Annotated in this window: 24 protein-coding genes; 7 read left to right on the top strand and 17 right to left on the bottom strand. The window is 70.0% G+C overall.

Annotated elements, in window-relative coordinates; all coding sequences use genetic code 11:
- Positions 1–169: 169 nt before the first annotated feature.
- The 6 genes from ACFXI3_RS38710 to ACFXI3_RS38685 all read right to left on the bottom strand — a co-directional run bounded on the left by ACFXI3_RS38710 (position 170) and on the right by ACFXI3_RS38685 (position 3,859).
- Complete coding sequence (locus tag ACFXI3_RS38710) at positions 170–661, bottom strand: YbaB/EbfC family nucleoid-associated protein (RefSeq protein WP_378406400.1); 492 nt, start codon at positions 659–661, stop codon at positions 170–172.
- On the bottom strand, positions 658–1,038 hold the full coding sequence (locus ACFXI3_RS38705; RefSeq protein WP_378406398.1) for a YbaB/EbfC family DNA-binding protein: 381 nt from the start codon (positions 1,036–1,038) through the stop codon (positions 658–660). The genes ACFXI3_RS38710 and ACFXI3_RS38705 overlap by 4 nt, the downstream gene beginning before the upstream one ends.
- Positions 1,039–2,154, bottom strand: a complete 1,116-nt coding sequence (locus ACFXI3_RS38700) for a C40 family peptidase (RefSeq protein WP_378406396.1) — start codon at positions 2,152–2,154, stop codon at positions 1,039–1,041.
- Positions 2,151–2,465: a hypothetical protein gene (locus tag ACFXI3_RS38695; protein WP_116205241.1), complete on the bottom strand. Its 315-nt coding sequence runs from the start codon at positions 2,463–2,465 to the stop codon at positions 2,151–2,153. The genes ACFXI3_RS38700 and ACFXI3_RS38695 overlap by 4 nt, the downstream gene beginning before the upstream one ends.
- Positions 2,466–2,543: 78 nt before the next feature.
- Positions 2,544–3,344 (bottom strand): thioredoxin domain-containing protein, encoded by an 801-nt coding sequence (locus ACFXI3_RS38690; protein WP_344268964.1) that lies wholly within the window; start codon positions 3,342–3,344, stop codon positions 2,544–2,546.
- 5 nt (positions 3,345–3,349) lie between these two features.
- Positions 3,350–3,859 (bottom strand): MauE/DoxX family redox-associated membrane protein, encoded by a 510-nt coding sequence (locus ACFXI3_RS38685; protein ID WP_378406402.1) that lies wholly within the window; start codon positions 3,857–3,859, stop codon positions 3,350–3,352.
- A gap of 98 nt (positions 3,860–3,957) precedes the next feature.
- On the opposite strand from ACFXI3_RS38685, the gene ACFXI3_RS38680 reads away from it, so the two are divergent.
- The 4 genes from ACFXI3_RS38680 (at position 3,958) to ACFXI3_RS38665 (ending at position 8,946) form a co-directional block, all read left to right on the top strand.
- The gene (locus ACFXI3_RS38680) at positions 3,958–4,788 is read left to right on the top strand and encodes a glutamate ABC transporter substrate-binding protein (protein WP_344268962.1); all 831 of its coding nucleotides are present in this window, start codon (positions 3,958–3,960) and stop codon (positions 4,786–4,788) included.
- The gene (gene hrpB / locus ACFXI3_RS38675) at positions 4,785–7,199 is read left to right on the top strand and encodes an ATP-dependent helicase HrpB (protein ID WP_378406394.1); all 2,415 of its coding nucleotides are present in this window, start codon (positions 4,785–4,787) and stop codon (positions 7,197–7,199) included. The genes ACFXI3_RS38680 and hrpB overlap by 4 nt, the downstream gene beginning before the upstream one ends.
- A 77-nt stretch (positions 7,200–7,276) precedes the next feature.
- Positions 7,277–8,191 carry an ATP-binding cassette domain-containing protein gene (locus ACFXI3_RS38670; RefSeq protein WP_378406392.1) on the top strand — a complete coding sequence of 305 codons (915 nt, stop codon included), beginning with the start codon at positions 7,277–7,279 and terminating at the stop codon, positions 8,189–8,191.
- Positions 8,188–8,946 carry an ABC transporter permease gene (locus ACFXI3_RS38665; protein ID WP_378406390.1) on the top strand — a complete coding sequence of 253 codons (759 nt, stop codon included), beginning with the start codon at positions 8,188–8,190 and terminating at the stop codon, positions 8,944–8,946. Before ACFXI3_RS38670 ends, ACFXI3_RS38665 begins: the two co-directional genes overlap by 4 nt.
- On the opposite strand, the gene ACFXI3_RS38660 is transcribed toward ACFXI3_RS38665, so the two are convergent.
- Positions 8,947–9,498 (bottom strand): TetR/AcrR family transcriptional regulator, encoded by a 552-nt coding sequence (locus ACFXI3_RS38660; RefSeq protein ID WP_378406388.1) that lies wholly within the window; start codon positions 9,496–9,498, stop codon positions 8,947–8,949.
- A gap of 52 nt (positions 9,499–9,550) precedes the next feature.
- Between ACFXI3_RS38660 and ACFXI3_RS38655 the strand changes: the two genes are divergently transcribed.
- Complete coding sequence (locus ACFXI3_RS38655) at positions 9,551–10,690, top strand: FAD-dependent monooxygenase (RefSeq protein WP_378406386.1); 1,140 nt, start codon at positions 9,551–9,553, stop codon at positions 10,688–10,690.
- On the opposite strand, the gene ACFXI3_RS38650 is transcribed toward ACFXI3_RS38655, so the two are convergent.
- Together ACFXI3_RS38650 and ACFXI3_RS38645 are read right to left on the bottom strand one after the other, a co-directional pair.
- Positions 10,662–11,309, bottom strand: coding sequence for a response regulator (locus ACFXI3_RS38650; RefSeq protein WP_378406384.1), 648 nt, complete (start codon positions 11,307–11,309; stop codon positions 10,662–10,664). The two genes, ACFXI3_RS38655 and ACFXI3_RS38650, sit on opposite strands and share 29 nt — an antisense overlap.
- Positions 11,306–12,853 carry a sensor histidine kinase gene (locus ACFXI3_RS38645; RefSeq protein WP_378406382.1) on the bottom strand — a complete coding sequence of 516 codons (1,548 nt, stop codon included), beginning with the start codon at positions 12,851–12,853 and terminating at the stop codon, positions 11,306–11,308. The genes ACFXI3_RS38650 and ACFXI3_RS38645 overlap by 4 nt, the downstream gene beginning before the upstream one ends.
- An 81-nt stretch (positions 12,854–12,934) precedes the next feature.
- Between ACFXI3_RS38645 and ACFXI3_RS38640 the strand changes: the two genes are divergently transcribed.
- On the top strand, positions 12,935–13,144 hold the full coding sequence (locus tag ACFXI3_RS38640) for a hypothetical protein (RefSeq protein WP_162834652.1): 210 nt from the start codon (positions 12,935–12,937) through the stop codon (positions 13,142–13,144).
- On the top strand, positions 13,141–13,869 hold the full coding sequence (locus tag ACFXI3_RS38635) for a hypothetical protein (protein WP_378406380.1): 729 nt from the start codon (positions 13,141–13,143) through the stop codon (positions 13,867–13,869). The genes ACFXI3_RS38640 and ACFXI3_RS38635 overlap by 4 nt, the downstream gene beginning before the upstream one ends.
- Here the strand turns inward: ACFXI3_RS38635 and ACFXI3_RS38630 are convergent.
- The 8 genes from ACFXI3_RS38630 to hutH form a co-directional block, all read right to left on the bottom strand.
- The gene (locus tag ACFXI3_RS38630) at positions 13,866–14,087 is read right to left on the bottom strand and encodes a hypothetical protein (RefSeq protein ID WP_344268930.1); all 222 of its coding nucleotides are present in this window, start codon (positions 14,085–14,087) and stop codon (positions 13,866–13,868) included. The genes ACFXI3_RS38635 and ACFXI3_RS38630 overlap by 4 nt on opposite strands.
- 11 nt (positions 14,088–14,098) lie before the next feature.
- Positions 14,099–15,229, bottom strand: a complete 1,131-nt coding sequence (locus ACFXI3_RS38625; RefSeq protein ID WP_344268928.1) for an inorganic phosphate transporter — start codon at positions 15,227–15,229, stop codon at positions 14,099–14,101.
- A gap of 239 nt (positions 15,230–15,468) precedes the next feature.
- Entirely contained in the window at positions 15,469–17,001 is a 1,533-nt protein-coding gene (locus tag ACFXI3_RS38620) for an FAD-dependent oxidoreductase (protein WP_378406377.1), read from the bottom strand.
- Between the two features lie 179 nt (positions 17,002–17,180).
- On the bottom strand, positions 17,181–18,326 hold the full coding sequence (hutI, locus tag ACFXI3_RS38615; protein ID WP_378406375.1) for an imidazolonepropionase: 1,146 nt from the start codon (positions 18,324–18,326) through the stop codon (positions 17,181–17,183).
- Complete coding sequence (locus tag ACFXI3_RS38610) at positions 18,314–19,618, bottom strand: formimidoylglutamate deiminase (protein WP_378406373.1); 1,305 nt, start codon at positions 19,616–19,618, stop codon at positions 18,314–18,316. Before ACFXI3_RS38610 ends, hutI begins: the two co-directional genes overlap by 13 nt.
- Positions 19,615–20,811, bottom strand: a complete 1,197-nt coding sequence (locus tag ACFXI3_RS38605; RefSeq protein ID WP_378406371.1) for an allantoate amidohydrolase — start codon at positions 20,809–20,811, stop codon at positions 19,615–19,617. Before ACFXI3_RS38605 ends, ACFXI3_RS38610 begins: the two co-directional genes overlap by 4 nt.
- A complete protein-coding gene (gene hutU, locus ACFXI3_RS38600; RefSeq protein ID WP_344268913.1) occupies positions 20,808–22,469 on the bottom strand; it encodes a urocanate hydratase in 1,662 nt (553 codons plus the stop codon). Before hutU ends, ACFXI3_RS38605 begins: the two co-directional genes overlap by 4 nt.
- Before the next feature lie 3 nt (positions 22,470–22,472).
- A complete protein-coding gene (gene hutH / locus ACFXI3_RS38595) occupies positions 22,473–23,999 on the bottom strand; it encodes a histidine ammonia-lyase (RefSeq protein ID WP_378406369.1) in 1,527 nt (508 codons plus the stop codon).
- Positions 24,000–24,043: the final 44 nt, after the last annotated feature.

Below are 24,043 nucleotides of genomic sequence, written 5' to 3'. Positions count from 1 at the left end.
CCACAAACAAACAACTGGGGGGCCAAACCCCCAAACCCCCCCTACGCCCCCACCAACCGCCCACCCCCCCCCACCCCCGCGCCGTAGTCACAATCAGCTTCGGGGTGCCCCACGCAACCACCACCCCCGAAGGGGGCGTCAGCCCCCGATAACGCACCCCAGACCCACCTCACCGATCCGACCGCAACGAAGCCGGATCAAACCCCTCCCACTCCTCATCACTATCCACAATGGACAAAGAAGAAGCAGGAAACCGCCTCTCCCCCACCCTCTCCCCCCGCAACCGCTGAAACTCCTCCACCGTCATCCCAGGATCATCATCCGCGGACCGAGCCGGAGCAGCCCGCCCGGACAACGCCTCGACAAGCAACCCAGCCTCCTCCCCCAGCAACAACCCCACCCGGTTAAAACAATCCTGCTCAGCCTCAGCCATAGCCACCCGCACAACCTCAAGCACAAGCGCAGAAACCCGAGCCGGATCCGCCGACACCAACGAAGGCGCAAGCCACAACCGCTTCAACGCCCCCAGCGCATCGACAGTCACCTCAACCGACCCGTCCACAGCATGAGCCGACCCCCGCGCCTCCGCCATCAACGAGGCGACCTGCCCCAACGCAGCCTCACGAGACCGAGCCAGCTCGATAAGCTCCTGGGTCTTCACAACACCACCGGCTCTTCGTCATAGAAATCCGGATCATCCTCAGCCAACGCCGCATACCCCAGCGAAGCCACCGATTCCGCGCCCAATACCGGTGCCAGAACCTGATGCATCCGATCCGCAGCCCGCCGCTCAGCCCGCCGCGACAGCTCCAGGATCTGCGAAGCGACAGCCTCCGACCCGCTCCGCAAAGCAGCCCGAGTCAACGTCAGCCCAGTCAGCAACCCACCCGGCGCGACCTCAACCGAAACCCCGCCGGCAGCAGCCTTTCCCGCCACCGGCCCGGCCCGCTCGAACCGCGCGGCAGCCGCCTCCCCGGTCCGGGAGGCCTCCTCCATCACCCGCGCCACCGCGCGGTCCATGTCGAACTCAGCCACCACTCACCCCGTCGGCCGGTAGAACCCAATGAACTGCTGCCCGGCATTGGTCGTCCGGATCTTGCTGATCTGCACCGGATCCCCGGCCTCGACCATCTGCCCGTCGCCGATCACCATCGCGACGTGCCCGGACCACACCACCAAATCCCCTGGCAGCAACTGATCCATCGACGGCACCTCGGCCCCGACGGTCTGCTGCTTGGCCGTCCGCGGCAACTGCAACCCGGCGTCCTGATAGGACGTCATGGTCAACCCGCTGCAGTCGAGCCCTTGCCCGCGCGCGGTCCCGCCCCACACGTACGGCACGCCCAGCTGAGACAGCGCCGCCCGAACCGCTTTGGCCGCAGTCTCGTTCGGGGCCATCACGGTCTTCCCGCCCGGCAGGTTGATCCCCACGCCGCTGCCGGGCTGCGGCGGAACAGCCACCGGCAACCGGGGCTTCCCGGCGAACCCGCCACCGCCTCCAGCGCCGCCGCCGGAGTCACCACCGCCACCGCCGTGGCTGACGTGCGCACCGTTGCTGTTGAACGCCTGCGGCACCGACGTCGTCGCGCTGCTCGCGGAAGTCGAGTCCGACCCGCCGAGCCGCTGCCCCAGCCCGGTCAGCTTCCCGAGCGTCTCCTCGGTGAACGTCGCCGCCTGACCGGTCAACTGCCCGATCTTCGTCTGCAGCTGCATCAGAATCTGCCGCGCCGCGGCCGCCCGGCTTTCCGGCGGCTGAATCCCGTTGACCGCCGCCAGCGCCTTCATCGAAGACGCGATTTCGCGCAGAATCTGGTCCCGGACCTGATCATTGCGGATCTCGCCGACGTGCAGCGTCTCCGCCGCCTCCGCGACCGCCCGCTCGATTTCCGCGCTCTCGTCGAGCAGATCCTGGACTTCCTTCTCCAGATCCTTCGACGTCGCGACCGCGCGCTCCGAGGTCGCCCCGGAACTGGCCTGCGCCAGATTCACCCGCTGGCTGCCCGCGTGCTGATTGGCCTGGCCGACGGACGTCTGCAGCGCGACATGCCCGTCGCGCGCGCCGTTGATCGCCGACGGATCGTGCTTCAGCTTCGCGGCGAACTGATTCGTGGTGTCCAGTCCATTGCGGACCAGATGATCGACCGGAGCGTTCACGAGAATCTGCGCAAGGCGTCGCCGTGTTCCTGCTCCACCGCCGCATAATTGCCCTGCGTGCGCCGAGCGGCCTCGCCGACGTCGTGCCAGCCGCCGCCGAGCGCGTGCATTCGTTCCTGCAACGCGCGCATTCGCGCCCCGTACGCGCCGGCGAAGCCGGATTCGTCCCCGATCGCGGAAAATCCGTCGCCGGACAGCGTCACGTGCGGACCGAGATGTGCTTTCGCCGCCGCGCGCACCTCGTCGCCAAGTGGGTCGACCTGCTTCGCGTAGTTCTCATACGCGCCGTCGTCGACATGAAAACCGGACACAACCCGCCCCTCCCCTGAGCCCTGCGGCCCAGGTTAGCGGACGGGTTGTGCCCGGACAGGCGAATTGACCGGATCAGGTCAGCCGTTGAGGATCTTCGTCAGCCAGTCGCCCTGGGCCGGGACGGCCTTGCCGTTGACCGCGACGGTGGGCGTGCCGAAGCCGACCTGCCCGTTGCCGAAGTCCTGCTGGAGGTTCTGGTCGCCCTGGATCTGCTGGAACGCCGCCTGCAGCTGCTGGTCGTAGGCGCCCGTGTTGACCGTCTCGGCGAACTTCGGGTCGCTGATCCCGAGGTCCTGGCCAAGCTTGATCAGCTGGGCCTTGTCGTACCCGCGACCGCCTTCCTGCGGCTGGTTCTTGAACAGCGCGTCGTGGAACGCGGTGAACTTCTGCTGGTCGGCGGCGGCGAGCGCGGCGTTGGCCGAGTCGAGCGAGTAGCCCGGCGGGTCCGAGTTCTTGTTGAGCAGGATCACCATGTGGTAGCGCACGGTGAGCTGGCCGTCGTTGATCGCCTTCTCCATCCGCGGCCCGTAGTCCTGCTGCAGCTTCGCGCAGTACGGGCACAGGAAGTCGGCGTACAGGTCGATTGTCTTCGGCGCGCCCGGCTTCCCGACCGACACCACGGCCCCGTCGCGCTTCTCGACCACGCCCGGCCCGAGCGCCGAGGTCGTGCCCGGCTGGATCGCGCTGTCCTGCGTGGCGTTCTTGCTCGAGTTGATCCAGAGCACGCCGCCGATCACGAGCGCGGCGACCACCACGACGGCCACCACGATCGCGATGATCTTGTTCCGGTCGCTCTTCGAGCCCCGCGCCTGGGCGACCGACCTCGCGGCCGCCGCCTGCTGACGGCTTTTCCGCGCGTTGCGCGCAGCTCCACCCACTGTTCCTAATTCCCTTCCGCGATGCTCTTGGGGTAGTCGTCCGAGGCCTCGCCTGAGTTCCCGGCGTTCCCGCCCTTGCCCCAGCCGAGCCAGCCGTCGACCGAGAACCACGTGCGCGGCCGGACAAGCAGCCACACCGCGAGCAGGGCGAAGCCGGTGTCGCGCAGGATCTCCTGCGGGTACTCGGTCTTCCCCGCGTCCACACGCCCGCCGCCGCCGAAGCAGCCGCAGTCGATGCTCAGCTCGCGCGCCCACGACTGCGCGATGCCCGCGACGAGCACGGCGAGCAGCAGCAGCGAAGCAGCCGCGACCCAGCGCGTGGCCAGCCCGGCGAGGAGCAGCAGCCCGAGCACCAGCTCCAGCAGCGGCAGCCCGGTGGCGACCGGGCGCACGAGCGCGTGCGGGAGCACGTCGTAGGCCTGCACGGCGATGTACGTCTGCCCCGGGTCGGCGATCTTCAGGCCGCCGGACACGAGCCACACGGCAGCCAGCCCGAGCCGGGCGAGCGTCCCGATGGTGTCGAGTACAGGTTGGGGCAGTCGGCGCACGCGCTTAGGCTAGCCGTCTGACCTGAGAACTATGTGAGCAGCCGAGCGGCGAAGCGGAGGCACCGATGCGGTTTCGCGCAGTGCTCGCCGCCGTGTTTCTGCTGGTCAGCTGTGTCTCCTGCGGATCGTCGACGGTATCCAAAGACGATCCGCTTCCCACCCGGGCGCGTGACGGCAACCACCTGACCATCGGCATCCGGTTCGACGCGCCCGGCCTTTCGCAACGAACTGTGGACGGAAGGCTCGCCGGTTTCGACGTCGATGTCGCTACTTTCGTCGCGCGCGAACTGGGCGTCGAACCGGACCGCATCACCTGGCACGAGACCACCCCGGCGCGCCGCGAAACCGACCTGACCTCGGGTGCGGTCGACCTGGTCGTGGCCACCTATTCGATCACCGACAAGCGGAAACAGCAGGTCGGCTTCGCCGGCCCGTACTTCGTCACCGGCCAGGACCTGCTGGTGCGGCTCACCTCGCCGGACATCACCGGCCCGGAAAGCCTCAACGGCAAGCGGCTCTGCTCGGTCACCGGCTCGACGCCCGCGCAGATGGTGAAGGACAAGTTCGCGCAGATGGTGAAGCTGGTCGAGTACCCGCGGTATCCGGACTGCGTCACCGCGCTGCTGGCCAACCAGGTCGACGCGGTCACCACGGACGCGGTGATCCTCGCCGGGTACGCCGCGCAGAATCCGGAGCTGCTGAAGGTGGTCGGCCGCCCGTTTTCCACTGAGCGGTACGGCGTCGGCCTGCGCAAGGGCGACACCGAGGGCCAGCACGCGGTGGACGACGCGATCCGGAAGATGGTGTCGTCCGGGGCCTGGCGGAAGTCGCTGGAGACGAACATCGGGCCGTCGAACTATCCGTTGCCGAATCCACCGGAGATCACCGAGCAGTGACCGACCTAGCCTCGCTGCCGGACCTGCCCGTCCGCGCGGTGCTGCCGTCCGTGCTGAGCGCGCTCGACGACCACGGCGCCGCAGTGCTCGTAGCCCCGCCCGGCACCGGCAAGACCACGCTCGTCCCGCTCGCGCTGAACCGCGGCGAAGGACGCGTCGTGGTCGCCGAACCGCGCAGGCTCGCTGCGAGGGCCGCGGCCGGGCGGATGGCCGCGCTGCTGGGCGAACCGGTCGGCGAGACAGTCGGGTACGCCGTGCGGGGCGACCGGAAGGTGTCGTCGCGCACGCGGATCGAGGTGGTCACGTCCGGTCTGCTGGTGCGGCGGGTGCAGCACGACCCGGAGCTGGCCGGGGTGTCGACGGTCCTGCTGGACGAATGCCACGAACGCCATCTCGACGCCGATCTGCTGCTCGCCTTGCTCCTCGACGTCCGTGCCGGGTTGCGCGACGACCTGCGGCTGCTCGCGACCTCGGCGACAGTCGCGTCCGGAAGGCTAGCTGAGCTTCTAGGCGACGCTCCGGTGATCACCGCGCACGCCCGCACGTATCCGGTCGAGCTGAGCTATCGCGCTCCGACGCGCGGGCAACGTCCGGAAGCCGCGGTGGCGTCGGCGGTCCGGAAAGCACTGTCCGAAGGAGACGGCGATGTGCTCGCTTTCCTTCCAGGGGCAGGCGAAATCGCGCGCACGTCGTCGCTGCTGAGTTCCCTGGACGCTGACGTGCTGCCGTTGCACGGACGTCTTTCCGCTGCCCGGCAAGACGAAGCGTTGCGGCCACGGGACCGTCGCCGGGTAGTTCTCGCGACTGCCGTCGCCGAGTCGAGCCTGACCGTTCCCGGTGTCCGCGCGGTCGTGGATTCAGGCCTCGCGCGCGTCCCCCGGGTCGATCACCGACGCGGTCTCGCCGGGCTCGCCACGGTGCGGGTTTCGGCCGCGGTGGCGGAACAACGCGCGGGTCGTGCGGGCCGCGAAGCGCCTGGCCGGGCGTACCGCTGCTGGCCAGAGCACGAGCAAGCGACGCTCCCCGCGTACCCGGAGCCGGAAATCCGCACCGCCGAGCTGGCGCGGTTCGCGTTGGAACTCGCCTGCTGGTCCACTCCGGACGGAACCGGGCTCGCCTGGTGGGACCCGCCCGGCGAAGGCGCGCTCGCCGCCGCGCGAAGCCTGCTCGTCACGCTCGGCGCGACCACAGAGGACGGCGCAGTCACGCCGCGCGGACAGAAGATGGCCGACCTCGGCTTGCATCCCCGGCTGGCGCGCGCGTTGCTGGACGGCGCGGAGGCCGTCGGAGCCCGCGCTGCCGCAGAAGTGGTTGCGCTGCTTGACGCCGGAGCGACGCTGACCGATGTCGAAGCCGAACTGCGACGCCTCCGCTCCGCGCACGACGACGCGGCCCGCCGCTGGCAGCGGGACGCGAAACGGTTGGCAGCCTTGGTCAACTCGCCAGCCAAAACCGCCCCAGACGCCGCGTTGGTCGTCGCCCTCGCCCATCCGGAACGCCTGGCGCGGCGGCGCGCAGGGTCGGCCCCGGTGTACCTGATGGCCAGCGGAACCGCGGCCGAACTCCCCAGCGGCAGCGGTCTGGGCGACGCCGAATGGCTGACTGTCGCCGAAGCCACCCGCGACCCGGGCCGCGTGCACGGCACCATCCGGCTCGCCGCGACCGCCGACGAAGCACTGGCGACTCAAGCCGCGCCAACCCTGGTGTCCGAAGTGGACGAAGTGCGTTGGGACGGCGATGTCGTCGCTCGCCACGTCCGTCGCCTGGGCGCGATCGTGCTGTCCGAAAAGCCTTTGCGCGATCCAGACCCACAGCTCGTCCACGACGCAGTGATCGCCGGACTCCGCTCTGAAGGCCTCGGCTTGCTGCGCTGGAGCCAAGACGGCGCCCGCCTCCGTGAACGTCTCGCCTTCCTGCACCGCGCACTGGGAGAACCGTGGCCTTCAGTGGATGACGAAACTCTGCTGTCCGATGTAGACACCTGGCTGGACCTCTCGCGGGTCCGACGGAAAGCCGATCTCGCGAACGTCGACGCCGGAACCGCCCTGCGCGGCCTGCTCCCCTGGCCCGAGGCGGCCCGGCTCGACGAATTCGCCCCGGACCGGCTCGAAGTCCCGTCCGGTTCGCACTACCGCGTGGACTACCGCGGCGACCAGCCAGTGCTCGCGGTGAAGCTCCAAGAGACCTTCGGCTGGACTGAGACGCCATCACTCGCCGGCGTGCCGGTGGTGCTGCACCTGCTGTCCCCCGCCGGTCGCCCGGCCGCGGTCACCGCCGACCTCGAATCCTTCTGGCGCACCGGATACGCCGCCGTCCGCGCCGACCTCCGCGGCCGGTACCCGAAACACCCGTGGCCGGAAGACCCCGCGACCGCCCAGCCGACCCGGCACACCACCCGCAGGGCTCGCTGACCCCTGCCTAAAGTCGGGGTCGGTCCAGGACGGTCGGCCGATGTCCGAAGCCCCCGCCCGGGCGCAGACTTCGCCCTATGATCACGTTTCGCGGATTGACGAAGCGCTACGGGCAGAAAACGGTGGTGAACGGCCTCACCTCGGTCATCGAGACGGGCACGGTGACCGGGTTCCTCGGCCCGAACGGCGCGGGCAAGTCCACCACCATGCGGATGACTGTCGGCCTCGACCGGCCCGAGTCCGGCGACGCGCTGATCCGCGGGAAACCGTATGCAGAACTGCGGTTTCCGCTTCGCGAGGTCGGCGCGCTGCTGGATGCGAAGGCCATGCATCCCGGACGCAGCGCGGGCAAACACCTGCTCGCGATGGCGCGCAGCAACGGAATCGCCGCCAGCCGCGTCGAGGAGGTGCTCGCGACGGTCGGGCTGAGCGACGTCGCGGGCAAGCGCGCCGGGACGTTCTCTCTCGGCATGAGCCAGCGGCTCGGCATCGCCGGCGCGCTGCTCGGCGACCCGGGCGTGCTGATGTTCGACGAACCGGTCAACGGCCTCGACCCGGACGGCGTCCGCTGGGTGCGGCAGCTGATGCGCTCGCTCGCCGCCGAGGGGCGCACGGTGTTCGTGTCCAGCCATCTGATGAGCGAGATGCAGCTGACCGCGGACCGGCTGCTGGTCATCGGCAAGGGTTCGATCCTCGCCGACGCGGCGATCGGCGACTTCATCGCGGGCAACTCGAGCCGGTCGGTCGCGGTGCACGTGCCGGATCCGGCCGAGCGCGCGAAGCTCGCGGACTGGCTTCGGGGCAACGGCCGGACGGTGGCACCCGGGGAGGACAGCGAACTGCTCGTCAACGACGCGAGTGTGGCCGAGATCGGGGATCTGGCTTACGAACTGGGCGTCCGGCTGCACGGGCTTCAAGAGCGGACCGCTTCGCTCGAGCAGGCGTATATGGAACTGACTGCCGGATCGGTGGAATACGGGGTTACGGCATGACGAAGCTGGCGATTTCGGCGGAATGGACGAAGTTCTGGTCGGTGCGGGCGACGTGGTTGTCGCTGATCGGCGGCGTGCTGCTGATGGCGTTCTTCTCCGTCGTCTCGGGGATTTCCCAGCACGCCGGGGATGATCGGCAGCAAACCGCGCACGGCATTGTCAACTCCGGGGCGATCTACCTGGTCGAGTTCTGCGTGCTCGCGGTCGCGACGTTGTTCGTGACCAGCGAGTACACCAGCGGGTCGATTCGCTCGACGCTGCAATGGGTTCCGGTGCGGGCTCGGGTCACCGCGGCCAAGGCGGCGGTGCTGGTGCCGGTGCTTTTCGTTTACGGCGTGGTCGTCGCGGCTGTCGGGATGGGGGTCGCCTCGGTGCTGATGCGTGGGGCTGGGGGTTCCACGTCGCTGTCGCAGGGGGCGATCACCGCGTTGGGCATGGGGGCGTATTTCGCGCTGCTCGGCGTGCTGTGCCTGGGGATTTCGTTCGTGCTGCGCAGCGCGGCGGGCACGTTGGTGGTGGTGATCGTGCTGCTCCTGCCGTTGCCGATGCTGATGTCGTCGTACGTGCTTCCCGGCGCGATGAACTACTTCCCGGCCTTCGCGGGGATCAACGCGATGGTGCCGCCCGGCGACGTGAACCCGATGTTCGGCAGCTTGCCGCCGTACGGGCCTTGGGTCGGCGTGCTGATCTGCCTCGTCTGGGCGGTCGCCGGAATCGGTGCCGGGACCGCGCTGCTGAACCGTCGCGACGCCTGATCAGGCCTGCGACAACCCCAATCCGGCAAGCACGGCACGGGCTCCGGCAACCAGTTCGGCTTCGGCCGGCGGGTTGACGGAGCCCGTGCCTGCTAGTGCGTCGAAGATCGATCCGTCGAGCCATCCGATGAGCACGCGGGTGTGCTCCTCCGGCGTCGGAGAACCGGCCGCGGCAAGCACTTCCGCGCACCGCCGACGCAATTCCAGCCCGCCGGCGTCGTAGCGAGCCCGCAGCTCCGGCCGTCGGACCGATTCCAGCGCGAACTCGTAGCGCGCGAGCATTCTGGTGCGCCCGACGGTGATCGACCGGTACACCATCGCGCCCAGGAACTCCGCGAGTTTCCCCTCCGGCGGCGCGACTTCGGCCTGGTCCAGCGCGACCATCCGGTCCGCGGCCAGTTCCAGCAGCGCGGCGCGGGTGCGCGCGTAGTACGACGTCGAGCCCGCGGGCAGCCCGGCCGCCCGGTCGACGGCGCGGTGAGTCAGCCCGCGCATGCCCTCGGCCGCGATCACCTCGACGGCTGCGTCGCCGATCACAGCTATCCGTTCCACTCCCGGGACACTACAGGTGTAGAGTCCTCTACAGACGTAGAGGAGGTCGGACATGGCTTCGCGACGCGCGGTCGTGGTCGGGGGCGGCATCGGCGGGCTGGCGGCGGCGATCGGGTTGCGCCGCGTCGGCTGGGAGGTCACGGTGCTCGAACGGACACCGGAGCTCACGGCGATCGGCGCGGGTATCTCGTTGTGGCCCAACGCGCAGCGAGCGCTGGCCGAACTGGGCGTCGAGCCCCGGATCTCGGCCCAGCGCGGCGGCGGGCTGGTCGACTGGCGCGGGCGTCGGCTGGCCAAGTGGGACGCCGACCTCTTCGTGCGCAGCCACGGGTTGCCGCTCGGCGCGATCCACCGGGCGAATCTGATCGAAACGCTGCGGTCAGCCTTGCCAGACTCGTGTTTGAAGACCGGGGTCGAGGTTACGAGCGTCGAGCAAAACGGCGTGGTGCACCACGATGCCGGTTCGACCGAGGCTGACCTGATCGTAGCCGCCGACGGGATCAACAGCCCGATCCGGCAGGCGCTTTTCCCGGCCGCACGCGTGGAGTACAGCGGCGGTGCGGCGTTCCGCGGGATCGCCAAACTGCCGCTGAAGCCCACACTGAGCACGACGTGGGCCGCCGGGATCGAAATCGGCGTCCTGCCGTTGCTGGACGACGAGGTGTACTGGTGGGTCTCCGAAGCCCGCCCGGCGGGGATCCGGCACGACGACGTCCGCGCTTACCTGAGCGCGAAGTACGGCCGCTGGCACGACCCGATCCCGCAACTCATCGACGCCACCCCGGAAATCCTGCTGCACGACACGCATCACCTGGCGACGCCGCTGCCCAGTTACGCCCGCGGCCGCGTCGCGCTCCTCGGCGACGCGGCGCACGCCATGCCGCCGTTCCTCGGACAGGGCGGCTGCCAGGCGTTGGAGGACGCGGTGGTGCTGGCTTCCCACGTCAGAGAGTCCACAGTGGACGAAGCACTCCGCCGTTATGACGCTGAACGTCGCCCGCGCACGCAGAAGGTCGCGAAGGCGTCGATCCAGGCCGGCGCCAGCGGACCGCTCCTCCGCAACCCGGCGGCGGTCGCGCTTCGGGCAACGTTCACCCGGCTGCTGCCTGCTTCGATCACCACCCGGGTCGGAGCCAGCATCAGCCGTTGGCAACCGCCGAGGCTTACACCAGCCCCGCTTCAAAGGCCGTGATCGCGGCCTGCACCCGGTTGCGGACGTCCAACCGGGTCAGGATCGTGCTCACGTGCGCCTTCACCGTGCCCTCCACCACGAACATCCGCGCCGCGATGTCCGCATTGGACAGTCCCTCGGCCAGCAGCACCAGCACTTCCCGTTCCCGGTTCGTCAACACGTTCACCCGCTCGCGCGCGGTCGCGGCGCGGCTGAACCGGCTGCCGGACAAGCGCGTGATCACCCGGTGCGCGACCTTCGGCGACAGGAAAGCCGCGCCGTCGGCCACCGCGTGCACTCCGGCCAGCAGTTCGCGCGGATCGCCCGCCTTGAGCAGGAATCCGCTCGCGCCGAGGCCGAGCGCGCGTTCGATGTACTCGTCCTCGCCGAACGTCGTCAGCATGAGAACGCCGGTGTCCGGCAGCAGTTTGCGGATTTCCTCGGCCGCGGCGAGCCCGTCGAGGCCCGGCATGCGGATGTCGAGCAGCGCGACGTCCGGCCGGTTCGCGCGCGCCAGCTCGATCGCCTCCCGTCCGTCCGCGGCCTCGGCCACCACCTCGATTTCCTTGTCCGAGGCCAGAATCGCGGCCACGCCGGCGCGGATCATCGCTTCGTCGTCGGCCAGCAGTACGCGGATCACGGTTCGTCCTCACTGTAAAGGTCTTTGCTCGCCACCAGACCGTCCACAAAGCACAGACGGTAGACAGCGTGGTTGAAGTTGAGCCAGCTCCGGCCGGCTCCGTAGTACTCGCAGGTGCTTCGATAAGGCTGCGGCGGCACGTTGATCGCCGGAAGCGTCGTGCGCTGGCGCGAGGGCAGCATCGGTTCGACCGCCGAATGCGGCATGCCGAGCTGGATTCGCTCGTACGAGTCCGGCGGCAGCTCCGACGACGACCACTGGGCCAGGAACGCCACCCCGGCGCCGCCGATGATCACCCCGAACAGCCCCAGCGGCACCACGATCGCCTGCACCAGGCTCGACCGGACGGCGCGGCGGGCGCGTTCCAACTCGCGCGCGGCCTGCCCGATCATCTCGTCGTCCTGCTCCGGCGCGGGCGCGGCGTCGTGCGGCAGCCGCGCCGCCACCTCGAACCCGCCGCCGGACGGACCCGCGGTCAGGCTCCCGCCGACCAGCCGCACCCGCTCGTGCAGGCCGATCAACCCGCGTTTCCCGGACCGGACGGGCAACGGACCGGCGGGCGGCGACGCGTTCCGCACCCGGACGTCGGTCACCTCGTTCGTACTGGTCACGTCGATCGAAACGGCCGCGCCGGGCGCGTACTTCGCCGCGTTCGTGAGCGCTTCCTGCACGACGCGGTAGACCGCCCGCGCGACCATCGGCGGCGCGTTGTCGAGGCTGCCGAGCCGCGCGCCGATCTCGATTCCCGACGCCCGCGCCCGGTCGATCAGTTCCCCCAGATCGCCTTGCACTGGCTCGACCGGTGCGGCGTCCTCGCGAAGCACTCCGATGATCTCGCGCAGCCGTTCGGTCGGCGTCGCCGCGCCCGCCCGGAGCTGTCCGGCAGCCTCGCGTTGCTTGTCGCCTAGTTCGCTGTCGACCTCCAGCGCCGCCGCTCGCACCGCGATCAGGCTCAGTTCGTGGCCGAGCGAATCGTGCATGTCGCTGGCGATCCGGGCCCGTTCCCGCAGCCGCGCTTCCTGCGCGACGAGCCGGTGCCTGCTCTCCATCTCCTCAGCGCGCCGCCACCCGTCCTGCGCGAGTTCGCGGCGAAGCCGCACGTGCCGGCCGAGCAGACACGGCGCGACCCCGGCGAACGCGAGCGTGCCGAGCACCGCGCCCCACGCGTCGAAGCTCGACGTCGGCAGGAGAGCGAGCGGGATCCCGGCCACCGCGATGGCGAAAAAGCTGATCATCGCCACGCGCGCCCTAGCGAGCCGCAGACCGGCCAGGTACGAGATCACGACGATCAGGAAGAACTCCCACACCGCGACCCGGCCGCCCCAGCCGAACGCGATGACGATCGCCGTCGCCATCGCCACCACCAGGGCGACCGCCGGGTACACCCGGGCAGTCGCCATCGCCACGGTGACCGACGTCAGGCCGTAGGCGAGCTCCCAGCCGTTCGGGCTGTTCGGCGCGTCGAGCAGGACGAACCCGCACAACGCGGCCCAGAGCAGCACGTCGAACGCCACGCGCCAGCGGAACCGCGTCGCCTCCTTCATTCCGCTGACGCTACAAGGGCCGCCCGATTCGTCACCACTGCCGAAAGTCAAGGTCGAGATCGTGAGGCATGATGGGTCACCATGGCTGAACGCACCCTGGCCGAGCAGCTCGGCGCTCCGCTGCCGGACGGCATCGAAACCCTGCCTGAGCAGCACAAACAGGATCTGGCGGCGGCGTTGCGCGACGCCCGGCACCGGCAGGCGCAGGCGCTCGCCCGCGCGGGTGAGGAGAGCCTGAAGTACGTGCCCGCCCTGCTGCGCGGCGCGGTGCGGAAAGCGGTCGGCCTGTGAATCCCGAAATCCTCAAGCTCGCCCGGGTGCTCGACGTCGACCCGGCCCGGCTCGATTACCTCGCCGACGTCGACCAGGGCGAGGTGCGGCTGCTGCGCGAGCAGATGACGACCACGCTGTTCGACGCGAACCTCGTTGTGCTGGAGCGGATGGCGCTGGCGAGCAAACTGCTCCCGGCTGCGGTGACCTCGAAGATCGCGGAGAAGGTGTTCGGCCCGCTGCTGTGCGCGCGGATCGCCGGGCTGGTGGATGTGTCGCGCGGCGTCGACGTCGCGAAGCGGCTGTCGCCGAAGTTCCTCGCCTCGGTCGCGGCGGAGCTGGACCCGCGGCGCGCGACGTCGATCATCACGCGGATCCCGGTGGCGACGGTCGTGGCGGTCGCCGAGGAACTGACCCGCCGCGAGGACTGGATCACGCTGGGCCGGTTCGTCGGCCACCTGCCGGACGACACGGTCCGCCGCTGCATCGGCCTGCTGGACGACGCCGGTCTCCTGCGCACCGCGTACGTGCTGGACGACCGGAGCCGGATCGACCACGTGCTCGCTCTGCTCGGCGACGACCGGCTGCCCGCGTTGGTCCGGACCGCGGCGGCGGACGAGTCGCTGTGGGCGCCGGCGCTGGACGTGCTGGGGCATCTGAACGAAGCTCGCCGGGCAACGGTGCGACCGCTGCTCGACGAGCTTCCGGAAGAACTGCGAACCCGCGCTGAGGCGGCGCTCGCCTAGGCCACGATCAGATAGATCCCGTACCCGATCACCGCGGCGCAGATCGCGAAGCACACCACCGCGCCGGTCAGCTGAACCGTGCCGCTGCCGCCGTGCGCCCGTGCCGTCACGCGTTCGGACAGCCCGCGCACGCCGTACGCGAACAGCCCGGTGAGCACGACCGCCGCGGCCAGCGCCACCACGAAAACGATGCCGAGGGCACCCCAGTTGATCGCCATGTCGTGCTCCCTCAGGCCGCGACCGGGGCGGCTTCAGCGCCCTCCGGCTCGTTGTTGACGGTGGCCGGCGTGACCGGGTTGCGCCGCGACGCGAGCCAGATGCCCAGCGCGAGCAGCACCCCGACTCCGCCGACGAGGACGGTGCCCCAGCTGCCGCGCGTGGAGACGGCGGCGGCGATGGCCCCGACGATCGCGGCGGCGGGCAGCGTGAGTGCCCACGCGATCACCATCTTGCCCGCGACGCCCCAGCGGACCTCGGCGAGTTTCCGGCCGAGCCCGGAACCGATGATGCCGCCCGAGGTGACGTGCGTGGTCGACAGCGCGAAGCCGAGGTGCGACGAGGCCAGGATGACCGCCGCGGAACTCGTCTCCGCGGCAAACCCTTGCGGCGTCTGGATTTCGGTGAGCTTCTTGCCCATCGTCTGGATGATCCGCCAGCCGCCGAAGTAGGTGCCGAGCGCGATCGCCGCGCCGGAGGCGAGGATGACCCACACCGGCGGATTGGACCCGGGCGCGAGCGAACCGCCCGCGATCAGCGCGAGCGTGATGACGCCCATCGTCTTCTGCGCGTCGTTGGTGCCGTGCGCGAGCGAAACCAGGCTGGCCGAAAGCACCTGGCCGGTCTTGAAGCCCTTGCCGACGACGTCTTGCCGCGACTTGGCGGTGATCCGGTAGACGAGGAACGTGCCGACGATCGCGACGACACCCGCCACCACCGGCGACGCGATCGCCGGGATCAGCACCTTTTCGACGACCTTCGCGAAGTGCACGGCGTCCGCGCCGGACGCGATCCAGGTCGCCCCGATCAATCCGCCGAACAACGCGTGCGACGAACTCGACGGCAGCCCGACCAGCCACGTCACGAGATTCCAGACGATGGCCCCGACCAATCCGGCGAAAATCACCACCGGCGTGACCTTGGTGTCGTCGACGATCCCGCCGGAAATGGTTTTCGCGACCTCGATCGAAAGAAAGGCGCCGACGAGATTCAATACCGCCGAGATCGCGACCGCGACCCGGGGCTTCAGCGCGCCGGTCGCGATGGAAGTGGCCATGGCGTTGGCCGTGTCGTGGAACCCGTTGGTGAAGTCGAAGGCCAGTGCCGCGACGATCACCACCAGGACGATGAGAGAAAAGTCCATGCCCGCTCTCCAGGTCGGAGTGTCCTGTGAGAGTGACGGTACCGACGCGGGCGGTGTCTCCAGATCCCTCAGCGAGTGGCCAGTAGTTGAACTCTGAATGAACGAGATCTTGCCGCTGTGGCTGGTTTTCCGCCGTTCACCTGCTGGTCCTATTTCATCGTTGCCAGGGTGGGCCGAGACTGCGCGCAGGGCTGAGCGCGAGGGCAGGAAATCTGCCCCCGCGCTCTTCTCGCAGCTCTTTAGGAAACGGGCTTTAAGGATATTTCCGGCAAGGGGTTCTGGCCCAGATGCCGCGCCCCGTTCGCCGCGGACTCGCGCACCGCGGCGAACCCGTACCGGCGCATTTCCGCCTCGTATTCCCCGATCCCGTCCGGACTGCCGCTGCTCAACGCGGCGGCGAGCGCGGCGCCGTCGCGCATCGCGGTGTTCGCCCCGGCCCCAGCGGCCGGGCTCATCGCGTGGATCGCGTCCCCGACCAGACTGACCCGCGACGGCGCCCACGGCTCGATCGGCACACTGGTCCGGATCGAGACGAGGAAAATCGTTTCCGGAAGCCAGCTTTCGACGATCCGGCGCACTCGCGGATGCCAATCGGAAACCCGGTCGAGCACGAGCTTGTGCATCTCGTCCCCGGACAGCGCGCGGAGTTCGTCGTCGGTCTGCCCGAAGATCTCTTGGCGAGCACCGAAAGCGCAGGTCATGTACGACTTGTCGGGGCTGAGCCGCACACCGGGCGCGAGCCGCGCGCAGGCGTCGGCGATCGGCTCCGGATAGTCGACCGGCGCGACTCCGATCATCGCCTTGCCCGGCCCGGAAATAATGTTGAACACCGAGAACATGGCGGGGTCGAAGAGCGCCCGGTTCGCCTCGGTGAGCGGGATCTTCCCGTACAGCTGGCGCAATCCAGTGTCGACGACCTGCGCGTGCGGAAGATATTGGCGGCGCACCGGCGAATTCACCCCGTCCGCGCCGACGAGAACCGCGCCGCGCGCCTGTGTCCCGTCGGCGAAGTGCGCGATCACGCCGTTCTCGTGCGTTTCGTACCGCACGAACTCTTTGCCGAAGTGGACGTTGTCGAGACCCTCGAACAGAATCTCCCGGAGGGTGAACCGGTTGACGTTCCGCTGGACGTCGCCGTCGTCCAACACGAACTCGGTGCGCGGCTCCAGCTGACTGTCGTAGATCGTGGTGACGTTGCGCGGCTGCCCCGAGGTGGCCCGGAACAGCTCGTGCAGGTGCGGCGGGAGGACTTGCCGCAACGCCTGGTCGCCTCGGGAATCGATGTGCAGCCGATAGCCCTGACGGCGTGCGTCCAGCGCGGAATCTCGTTCGTAGACCTCGCACGGGATCCCGGCTTTGCGCAGCCCTTGGGCGAGACACAGCCCGCCGAGCCCGGCTCCGATCACGAGCACCGTGTTGTCGGCATTGCTTGCCGCAGCACTGCCTGCCGCAGCACTGCTTGCTGCCGCACTGCCTGCCGCGGCACTGCCCGCGGCTGCGTTGCTTGCTCCGGCATTGCTCGCGGCGGCGCTACTTGACGCGGCGCTGCTTGCGGCGGCGTTGCTCGACGCGGCATTGCTTGCTCCGGCATTGCCTGCTGCGGCATTGCCTGCTGCGGCATTGCCTGCTGCGGCATTGCCTGCTGCGGCATTGCCTGCTGCGGCATTGCCTGCTGCGGCATTGCCTGCTGCGGCCTTGCTTGACGCGGCACTGTCTGCGGCGGCATTGCCATTGCCATTGCCAGCACTGTCGGTGGCAGCGTTATTCGCCATCAGCGAAGTCCCTTCCGTACCAAATTCTGGTTCGAGAGGGACGCACTGGGCTGGCCCACGCCGGGCACTCGGAAACAGAGCGAATGGATCGTCCAGCCTAACCCATACCGGACAATGGTCTTTCGCGCGTCCTGTTCCCTTTCACGTTAGCGCAGTCGCGGACTCCGTCGCCACCCGGATTAACGCAGCTTTGCCCCTTTCCGCCACACCGAGTGGGTCAACGGGACCCCGGGCCGATAAGCGAGATGCGTGGTGGACGGAGCGTCGAGTACATGCACATCCGCCCGCGCCCCCGGCCGCAGATACCCGACATCCTCGCGACGCAGCGCCCGCGCGCCACCGGCGGTCGCCGACCACACAGCCTCGTCGACAGTCATCCGCATCTGCAACACGGCCGTCGTCACGCAGAACGCCATCGACGTGGTGTACGAACTGCCCGGATTCGCGTTGCTGGCCAACGCGACCGTCGCGCCAGCGTCGAGCAACCGCCGCGCCGGGGCGAGCGCCTGCCGCGTGGACAGATCGCACGCGGGCAACACCGTCGCGACTGTGTTGGACGACGCGAGAGCTTCGACGTCGGCATCGCTCAGGTAGGTGCAGTGGTCGACACTCGCCGCGTCCAGCTCCACCGCCAGCCGCACGCCCGGACCCTCGCCGAGCTGATTGCCGTGCACCCGCAGCCCAAGCCCGCGTTCCGCCGCCGCCTTGAGCACGCGCGCCGACTGCGCCTCGTCAAACGCTCCGGTCTCGCAGAACACGTCAGCCCACCGCACGTGCGGCGCGACCGCGTCCAGCATCTCGCCGCACACCAAGTCCACATAGGACTCCGCGTCGGCGCCCGGCGGCACGAGGTGCGCCCCGAGGAAGGTCACCTCGTCCGCGACCTCGCCGGCGATCCGCGCCGACCGAGTCTCGTCAGCGACATTGAGGCCGTACCCGGTCTTCGTCTCCAGGCAGGTAGTGCCCTGCGCAGCCGCTTCCTCGACATGCCGACGAAGGTTCGCCGCGAGCTGCTCGTCCGAAGCCGCCCGCGTCGCATCGACGGTGACCGCGATTCCGCCTGCCGCGTATGCCTGTCCGGCCATCCGCGCCTCGAATTCGGCGGTGCGGTCGCCGGCGAACACGAGGTGGGTGTGACTGTCCACCCACCCGGGCAGCACAGCGCGGCCCTCGACGTCCACGCGCTCATCGGCGTCCGGAGCCTGCGCGGCCGGACCGGCCCACGCGACGGTGTCGCCGTCGAGCACCAGAGCCGCGTCGCGGAGCTTGCCCAGCTCCGGGTCGTTCGTGGTGAGCTCGCCGATTCCGGTGATCAGAACTGCCACAGCGCCTCGATCTCCTTGGCCAGTAAGGTTTCCGGTCGTTCGATCAGCACGTGCGCACCGTCGCGCACCACTTCCCGTCCGGCCACCACCACGGTACGGACGTCCGCGGCCGCGGCGGCGAACAGCACGCCGGACGGTTCGATCCCAGCCGTGCGCACCGTATCCGTCGCGACGGTGACCAGGTCCGCCCCCGCACCAGCCGCGAGAGTGCCGGTCTCCGGCCAGCCCGCGGAGATGTGCTCGGTCCCGGCGGCAAGCAGTTCCTCCGCGGTGAACCGGCCGCGTTCCTCGCTGGCGAGCCGATCGTCCAGCTCCAGCGCCCGGGTCTCCTCGAACGCGTCGACCACCGCGTTGCTGTCACTCCCGATGCCGAGCCGCGCACCCGCGTCGAGCAGACTCCGGGCCGGCCCGATGCCGTCGCCGAGGTCGCGTTCGGTGGTCGGGCAGAAACACGCGCCGCTCTTGGATTCGCCCAGCCACTTGATGTCCTGCTCGGTCAGGTGCGTCGCGTGGACTGCGGTGAGCCGCTCGCCGAGCACGCCGTAATCCCAGAGCAACCCAGTCGGCGTCCAGCGATACGCGGCCTCGCACTGCTCGTTCTCCGCGCGCTGCTCGGACAGGTGGATGTGCAACGGCCGGTCCTTCGGCACCGCGCTGTCCACCTTCGGCAGCTCGTACTCCGGCACCGCGCGCACGGAGTGGATCGCCCCGCCGACCCGGAACAGGTCGTCTTCTTTCAGCAGGGCAACGCGTTCCGCCCAGTTTTCGGCGGAACCGTCCGAGAACCGCTGCTGCACCTCGTCCGGCGGCACACCGATGCCGCCGGCGAGGTAGCAGGTGTCGAGCAAGGTCATCCGGATCCCGGCGTCGCGCGCGGCCTGCCGCAACGCGTCGCCCATGGCGTTGGGCGACGCGTACGGTTTGCCGCCCGGCCCGTGGTGCAGGTAGTGGAACTCGGCGACGCTCGTGTACCCCGCCAGCACCATCTCCGCGTAGACGCCGCGAGCGAGCCGGTAGTACGAATCCGGATCGAGCCGGGCGGCAAGCGAGTACATCCGCTCCCGCCAGGTCCAGAACGTGCCCCGCTCGTGGTGCGTCCGGCCTCGCAGCGCGCGGTGGAACGCGTGCGAGTGCCCGTTGGCGAACCCGGGCAGAGTCAGTCCATTGAGGACAGTTCCGGTCTTGTCCGTATCGGCGGTCACCGAAACAATCCGGCCGTCGGCGATCTCGATCCGGACCGCGTCGGCGACACCCTCGGGCAGCCAGGCCCGTTCGCACCAGTAGACGGTCATCTCGAGAGCCGCTCCAGCACCTCTGCGAGCGCCCTCGCACCGGCCTCGACGTCGTCCGCCTCAGCGAATTCCTCCGGCGCGTGGCTGATCCCGGTCGGGTTGCGGACGTACAGCATTCCGGACGGCACGAATCCCGCCAGGATCGCCGCGTCGTGCCCGGCACCGGTGGGCAGCTCGGGCGGAGCGCCCAGCCACTCCCCCAGCGACCGACGCAGCGACTCGTCGAACACCACGTCGTCGGAGTACGACTCGCGCGTGACCGCGAGCTGGCACCCTTCCGCTTCCGCCGCGTCCTGCGCCGCGCGGGTGATCTCCTCGACCAGCTCCGGCGTCGACGTGCCCGGCACCCGCGCGTCCAGCCACAGGTCCACAGTGGACGCGATCACGTTGGTCCCGCCCGGCGTGGGCACGAGCCGCCCCACCGTCGCCCGCGCGTCCGACAGCTTCCGCGCCAGCCGCCGCACCGCCACCACGGTCTCCGCAGCGGGCAGCATCGGATCGACGCGGTCCGCGAGCAACGTCGCGCCCGCGTGGTTTCCCTGTCCGGCAAAGGAGAACCGCCACCGGCCGTGCGCGATCACCGTGTTGCCGACCGCCACCGGCGATCCGAGGTCGATCAGCCCCCTGCCCTGTTCGACGTGCAGTTCCAGGAACTGCCCGATCAGCCCGAGCCGGTCCGGATCCGCGCCGACGCGGTCGACGTCCAGCCCGGCCTTCGCCGCCGCCTCGGCGAACGTGACGCCGGACGGATCCCGCAACGCCCGCGCCCGGTCCGCGTCGATCGTCCCGGTGAGCAGCCGCGAACCGAGACACGGCACGCCGAAGCGCCCGCCCTCCTCCTCGGCGAAGACCACCACCGCGAACGGCTTGTTCGGACGGAACCCATTGGCCTGCAACGCTTCCACGGCCGCCAGCGCACTCACGACGCCGAGCGGCCCGTCGAACGCGCCGCCGCCCGGCACGGAGTCCAAGTGGCTGCCGGTGACGACCGCGTTCGCGCCGGGAGCGCCCCACCACGCCCACAGATTGCCGTTGCGGTCAGTCTCGACGTCGAGGCCCAGCTGCTGCGCCCGTTCGACGAACCACGTGCGCAGGTCGTGCTCCGGCGAATCGAACGCGTGCCGCGAGTAGCCGCCACGCCGGGCGTCGCGCCCGACGTCGGCGATCTCGCCGAGCAGCCCGGATGCGGTCACGCCTGCTCCCGCATCGGCACCCGCACGCCGCGCTCGTCGGCGACGTCGGCCGCGCGGTCGTACCCGGCGTCGACGTGCCGGATGACGCCCATGCCCGGGTCGTTCGTGAGCACCCGCTCCAGCTTCTGCGCCGCCAGCGGCGTGCCGTCCGCGACGGACACCTGCCCGGCGTGGATGGATCGGCCCATGCCGACCCCGCCGCCGTGGTGGATGGACACCCAGCTCGCCCCGGACGAGGTGTTGACCAGCGCGTTGAGCAGCGGCCAGTCGGCGATCGCGTCGGAGCCGTCGGCCATGCCCTCGGTCTCGCGGTACGGCGAGGCGACGCTGCCCGAGTCGAGGTGGTCGCGGCCGATCACGACCGGGGCCTTCAGCTCGCCGCTGGCCACCATCTCGTTGAAACGCAGGCCGGCCAGGTGCCGTTCGCCGTAGCCGAGCCAGCAGATCCGGGCGGGCAGGCCCTGGAACGCGACCCGCTCGCCAGCCATCTTGATCCAGCGCGCCAGCGATTCGTTCTCCGGGAACAGTTCGAGCATCGCCCGGTCGGTCGCGGCGATGTCCTCCGGGTCGCCGGACAGCGCGGCCCAGCGGAACGGCCCGTTGCCCTCGCAGAACAGCGGCCGGATGTAAGCGGGCACGAATCCGGGGAAGTCGAACGCGCGCTCGCAGCCGCCTAGTTTCGCTTCGCCGCGCAGGGAGTTGCCGTAGTCGAACACCTCGGCGCCGCGGTCGAGGAACCCGAGCATCGCGTCGACGTGGTCAGCCATCGACTCGCGCGCCCGGTCGGTGAACTCGTCCGGTTTCTTCGCCGCGTAGTCCTGCCAGTCGTCCACGCTGATGCCCTTGGGCAGGTAGGACAGCGGGTCGTGCGCCGAGGTCTGGTCGGTGACGATGTCCACCTCGACGTCGCGGCGCAGCAGCTCCGGCAGCAGCTCGGCGGCGTTGCCGACCACGCCGACCGACAGCGGACGCCGCTCCTTCTTCGCCGCGGTGACCCGCCGGATCGCGTCGTCCAGGTCGTCGGCCACCTCGTCGAGGTACCGGTGCTCGACGCGGCGGTGCGCGCGCTGGGCGTCGACCTCGATGCACAACGCCACGCCGTCGTTCATCGTGACCGCCAGCGGCTGCGCGCCGCCCATGCCGCCGAGCCCGGCGGTGACGGTGAGCGTGCCGCGCAGGGTTCCGCCGAAACGCTTCTTCGCCACGGCGGCGAACGTCTCGTAGGTGCCCTGCAGAATGCCTTGCGTGCCAATGTAAATCCACGAACCGGCGGTCATCTGCCCGTACATGGTGAGGCCCTGCTGCTCGAGCCTGCGGAACTCGGGCCAGGTCGCCCAGTCGCCCACCAGGTTCGAGTTCGCGATCAGCACCCGCGGCGCCCACTCGTGCGTGCGGAACACGCCGACCGGCTTGCCGGACTGGACCAGCAGCGTCTCGTCCTGCTCCAGCGCGGTCAGCTCGCGGGTGATCGCGTCGAAGCTCGCCCAGTTGCGCGCGGCGCGGCCGGTGCCGCCGTAGACGACCAGGTCGTCCGGCCGCTCGGCGACCTCGGGGTCGAGGTTGTTGTGGAACATCCGCAGCGCGGCCTCGGTCTGCCAGTTCTTCGCGGTCAGCGAGGTGCCGCGGGCGGCGCGGACGGTACGGGCGGTGCTTGTCATTGCTCAGGCCTCCAGTTCGGCCGCGGCCAGGACAGCGCCCGACCGCACGAGTTCTTCGGCGGCCGCGATCTCGGGCGCCAGGTGACGGTCGGGGCCGGGACCCTCGACTTTGGTGCGCAGCAGGTCCCGGACGCGTCCGGTGACCGGCGAAGGCTGCAGCGGCGCACGGAAATCGAGCGCGCGGGCCGCGGTGAGCAGTTCGACGGCGAGCACGGTGGTCAGGCCGTCGACCGCCTTGCGCAGCTTGCGCGCGGCGGACCAGCCCATGGACACGTGGTCCTCCTGCATCGCGCTGCTCGGGATCGAGTCGACCGAGGCGGGCACCGCGAGCCGCTTGAGCTCGCTAACGACGGCGGCCTGCGTGTACTGCGCGATCATGTGCCCGGAGTCGACGCCGGGGTCGTTCGCGAGGAACGGCGGCAGCCCGTGCGAGCGGGCCTGGTCGAGCATCCGGTCGGTGCGGCGTTCGGCGATGCTCGCCACGTCCGCCACCGGCACCGCGAGAAAGTCGAGGACATACGCGACCGGCGCGCCGTGGAAGTTGCCGTTCGACTCCACCCGGCCGTCGGCCAGCACCACCGGATTGTCCACAGCGGACCAGAGTTCCCGCTCCGCGACCAGTTCCGCGTGCGCGAGCGTGTCCCGCGCGGCACCGTGCACCTGCGGCGCACACCGCAGCGAGTACGCGTCCTGCACGCGGTTGCAGTCCGGACCGCGGTGGCTTTCCACGATCTTCGACCCCTGCAGTGCGGCGAACATCCGCGCCGCGCTGGTCGCCTGCCCCGGGTGCGGCCGCAACGCCTGCAGATCGGCGGCGAACGCACGGTCCGTGCCCAGCAGCGCCTCGACGCTCATCGCCGCGGTGAGGTCCGCGACGTCCAGCAGCCGGTGCAGATCGGCGGCGGCGAGCAGCAGCATGCCGAGCATGCCGTCGGTGCCGTTGGTGAGCGCGAGGCCTTCCTTCTCGGCCAGCACGACCGGCGTGATCCCAGCCGCTCGCAAAGCGTCCGCGGCGGGCTTCCGCTCGCCCGCGTGGAACACCTCGCCCTCGCCCATCAACGCCAGCGCGACCGCCGCCAGCGGTGCGAGGTCGCCGGAGCAGCCGAGCGAACCGTACTCGTGCACGACCGGCGTGATGTCCGCGTTGAGCAGCGCCGCAAGCGTTTGCGCCGTCTGCGGGCGCACGCCGGTGTAGCCGCTGGCCAGCGTGCGCAGACGCAGCAGCATCAGCGCGCGCACCACCTCGGTCTCCACCGCGGGCCCGGCGCCCGCGGCGTGCGAGCGGATCAGGCTGCGCTGCAGCGCGGTGCGGCTCTCGACGGGAATGTGGCGCGTGGCGAGCGCGCCGAACCCGGTCGAGACCCCGTAGGTCGGCGACGTGGCGTCGGCGAGGTCTTCGATGTGCTGGCGAGTGGCGGCGAGGTTCTTCTCGACCGCCTCGGCGAGCCCGACGTGCGCGTGCCCGCGGACAACGTCGACGACCTGCGCCGCGGTCATCGGCTTCGAGCTCAGGAGGACTGGTTCCGGCATGCCGCCATTGCACCTCCCGGCGGGCTGCGGCGACAGTGCGGAGT

The organism is Amycolatopsis sp. NPDC059235, from assembly GCF_042754125.1.
GTDB lineage: Bacteria > Actinomycetota > Actinomycetes > Mycobacteriales > Pseudonocardiaceae > Amycolatopsis > Amycolatopsis albidoflava.
This window is presented reverse-complemented; position numbering and strand designations above follow the sequence as displayed.

Coding starts and splice junctions, on each gene's coding strand:
- ACFXI3_RS38680 (WP_344268962.1), top strand. CDS start 3,958: ATGCGGTTTCGCGCAGTGCTCGCCGCCGTGTTTCTGCTGGTCAGCTGT.
- ACFXI3_RS38670 (WP_378406392.1), top strand. CDS start 7,277: ATGATCACGTTTCGCGGATTGACGAAGCGCTACGGGCAGAAAACGGTG.
- ACFXI3_RS38665 (WP_378406390.1), top strand. CDS start 8,188: ATGACGAAGCTGGCGATTTCGGCGGAATGGACGAAGTTCTGGTCGGTG.
- ACFXI3_RS38655 (WP_378406386.1), top strand. CDS start 9,551: ATGGCTTCGCGACGCGCGGTCGTGGTCGGGGGCGGCATCGGCGGGCTG.
- ACFXI3_RS38645 (WP_378406382.1), bottom strand. CDS start 12,853: ATGAAGGAGGCGACGCGGTTCCGCTGGCGCGTGGCGTTCGACGTGCTG.
- ACFXI3_RS38640 (WP_162834652.1), top strand. CDS start 12,935: ATGGCTGAACGCACCCTGGCCGAGCAGCTCGGCGCTCCGCTGCCGGAC.
- ACFXI3_RS38630 (WP_344268930.1), bottom strand. CDS start 14,087: ATGGCGATCAACTGGGGTGCCCTCGGCATCGTTTTCGTGGTGGCGCTG.
- ACFXI3_RS38625 (WP_344268928.1), bottom strand. CDS start 15,229: ATGGACTTTTCTCTCATCGTCCTGGTGGTGATCGTCGCGGCACTGGCC.
- ACFXI3_RS38620 (WP_378406377.1), bottom strand. CDS start 17,001: ATGGCGAATAACGCTGCCACCGACAGTGCTGGCAATGGCAATGGCAAT.
- ACFXI3_RS38610 (WP_378406373.1), bottom strand. CDS start 19,618: ATGACCGTCTACTGGTGCGAACGGGCCTGGCTGCCCGAGGGTGTCGCC.
- hutU (WP_344268913.1), bottom strand. CDS start 22,469: ATGACAAGCACCGCCCGTACCGTCCGCGCCGCCCGCGGCACCTCGCTG.
- hutH (WP_378406369.1), bottom strand. CDS start 23,999: ATGCCGGAACCAGTCCTCCTGAGCTCGAAGCCGATGACCGCGGCGCAG.